Annotated in this window: 3 protein-coding genes; 1 reads left to right on the forward strand and 2 read right to left on the reverse strand. The window is 59.5% G+C overall.

The window, feature by feature from the left end; all coding sequences use genetic code 11:
- The coding region (locus VN622_18470) for an ABC transporter substrate-binding protein (protein ID HWR37851.1) at positions 1 to 220 on the forward strand (220 nt) is incomplete at its 5' end.
- A gap of 153 nt (positions 221 to 373) precedes the next feature.
- Here the strand turns inward: VN622_18470 and VN622_18475 are convergent.
- Positions 374 to 1,513: a redoxin domain-containing protein gene (locus tag VN622_18475; GenBank protein HWR37852.1), complete on the reverse strand. Its 1,140-nt coding sequence runs from the start codon at positions 1,511 to 1,513 to the stop codon at positions 374 to 376.
- Positions 1,514 to 1,745: 232 nt separating this feature from the next.
- Positions 1,746 to 2,223 (reverse strand): OmpA family protein (locus VN622_18480; GenBank protein HWR37853.1); only part of this gene is annotated, 478 nt, incomplete at its 5' end.

Genomic DNA, 2,223 nt, shown 5'->3' on the forward strand with positions numbered 1-2,223 from the left:
GGCGGCAGGTTACGGGGTGACCAGCGTTTTAGAAACGCTGCCCCTGCTTGGCCCGCTATTCAAGGACAATAGCGGCACGGGAGACATCCACCTGCGCATTTCGACCTTCGCGGTGCTTACCTCGACGCTGATGCTGGAGGCTGTGGGGCTGGTAGCAGGCCTGTTGCCTGCGATCAAGGCCGCGCGGATGGATCCGATTGAGGCGCTGCGGTATGAGTGAGTGCGGTTGCTGATAAGCCGTTCGATCAGACTCTATTTTGTGCTGCACTCTTAAAAATGGGCGTTTCCCGGCAACTTGACGCCGAAGCGGCCAACTCCCGGATGGCCCGTAAACCGATCACGATGCCCGAGCGCGTTCGACTTCGCCGCAAATCTATCGTCCCGGCAGGGCCGCGCCGACTTCGGGCAGTTCCAACGAGTCCACGACGAGCATCTCGACCGTCCGTTTCGCGGGCGATAGCTGGAGGCCGAGATTGTCTTTGAGGAACTGCTCGATGCGCTCATCATCCGGTGGCTGTTCGAATCTGTAATATCCACGGAGGCCGGTCTCATCCACCACGAAGCGTTTGAGTCTCCATTCCAAGCCGAGGACGAAGGTAAACATGGTAGGACCCAGCGATTTGAGTTCGGGCATCTTCGGGTTTGGCGCCGTGAGGACGAGAGCGTCAACCTCCCTTTTGTCCCAGTGGAACTTGAGCCTGAACGCACGCTGGAGCGCTTCGCGCAGGAAGAGCGGCTCATCATTGCCGCCCTGCGGGATCGAAACACAGAAGTCGTAGCGTGTGTCCAGCAGATCGGACGAGCTTTCTAGTCGCGTTTCGTAAGTCGAGAAAGCGTATGTGAGAATCCTCCGGAGCGTGAGTCCCTCGCCCTGCGCGTAGCCAGGGTTCAGGTTCAAGTTCCCACCCTTCTTGGTTGCCGGACGCAGAATCACCGCGAAGAGCGGCTCAGTGGTGTTCTCCTCCAAAATCCGGAGACCGCGACGGAGTGGAGTAGGGTTCAGCGGTCGGCCCGAAATGAAGTTCTCCAACACCGCCGCTGTGAGTTGAGTCGGGTACAGGATGCCACGCACCACGCCGTCCTTATCCACAAGCACGGTTTGCGGCCTACCCTCAATACCGTATGCCTTGAACGTGGACCCGTCGCGGTCTATACCAATCTCCCCCGAGATCGGCCGCTTAGCCAGGAAGGGCTCGACGGTCGAAGACTGCTCATCAGTAATTGACAAGAACCGGACATCCCGGAATCTGTCAGCGAGTGCGTTGAGATGCGGGATTTCCTGAATACAGTACCCGCACCAAGTTGCCCAGAACTCGATCACCGTTGGCTTGCCTTTCAAAGATTCCAAAGTCAAGTTTTGTGCGGCTGGTATCGTCCGCTCAAGGCTCAATGGGGGCGCGGGCTTCCCGACCTCCAACTGCTGCGGGGCGATAGGAAAGGAGAACACGGCCAAGGCGGCTGTCGCGTAGGAGAAGGAACTCGCCATACGAGCCTCCGGAACTGAGTATTTCATACGGAGCGCTCCGATTCAAGGAAGAACCAGGGTGCCGTCCCGATTCGTTTGTCGGTGAGTCTAGTTGCCGGAATCCGGCTTCTCTGCCGGTGTAGCAGCGCAGTATTCGTTGCGATCGTCGTTTACCACGGATTTGCGGAGGGTGGGAAGCGGGGGGACCCGCGACCGCCAACGATGAGCGAGCGGGGCCAGGAACTCGACTCCTGGCCCCGATCACCGGCTGAAGATCAGCTCAGTAGAGTTTGACGAGATCGACGCGGCGGTTCTTACCGCGCCCTTCTTCTGTGGCGTTGTCCGCGAGCGGCTTCTGTGCACCGAAGCCGGCGGCGGTGAGACGAGCCTTGTTAATGCCTTTGCCCGCAAGATAGGTAATGACAGCTTCCGCGCGCTGCCGTGAGAGCGGAATGTTCACCGCATCGGTTCCGACCGAGTCCGTGTGGCCGGCGACGAGCATGAACCATTCGGGCTGTTTCTGGAGCAGGGCAGCCATCTCGGTCAGAACGCTCTCTGAATCAGGCTTTAGGGTCGCTTTACCCGTATCGAAGTTGATCCCGTAGATGGAGACGCGGCCTGTCTGGTTGATCTGCTGGGCCCAGCCATCGGCGGTCGCCGCTTGCATGCTCTGCTCCATCGGCTTCGTCTTCACCGCCAGGAGGCTGTAGCCCCTCCCTTCCGAATACAAGGTTGCCCACTGCGGTCCGCTTTGGGCG

The organism is Clostridia bacterium (genome assembly GCA_035561135.1).
Taxonomy (GTDB): Bacteria; Acidobacteriota; Terriglobia; order Terriglobales; family Acidobacteriaceae; genus DATMYA01.

Bases quoted from the DNA above. Each gene is read 5' to 3' on its own strand.
- VN622_18475 (HWR37852.1), bottom strand. From the start codon at position 1,513: ATGAAATACTCAGTTCCGGAGGCTCGTATGGCGAGTTCCTTCTCCTAC.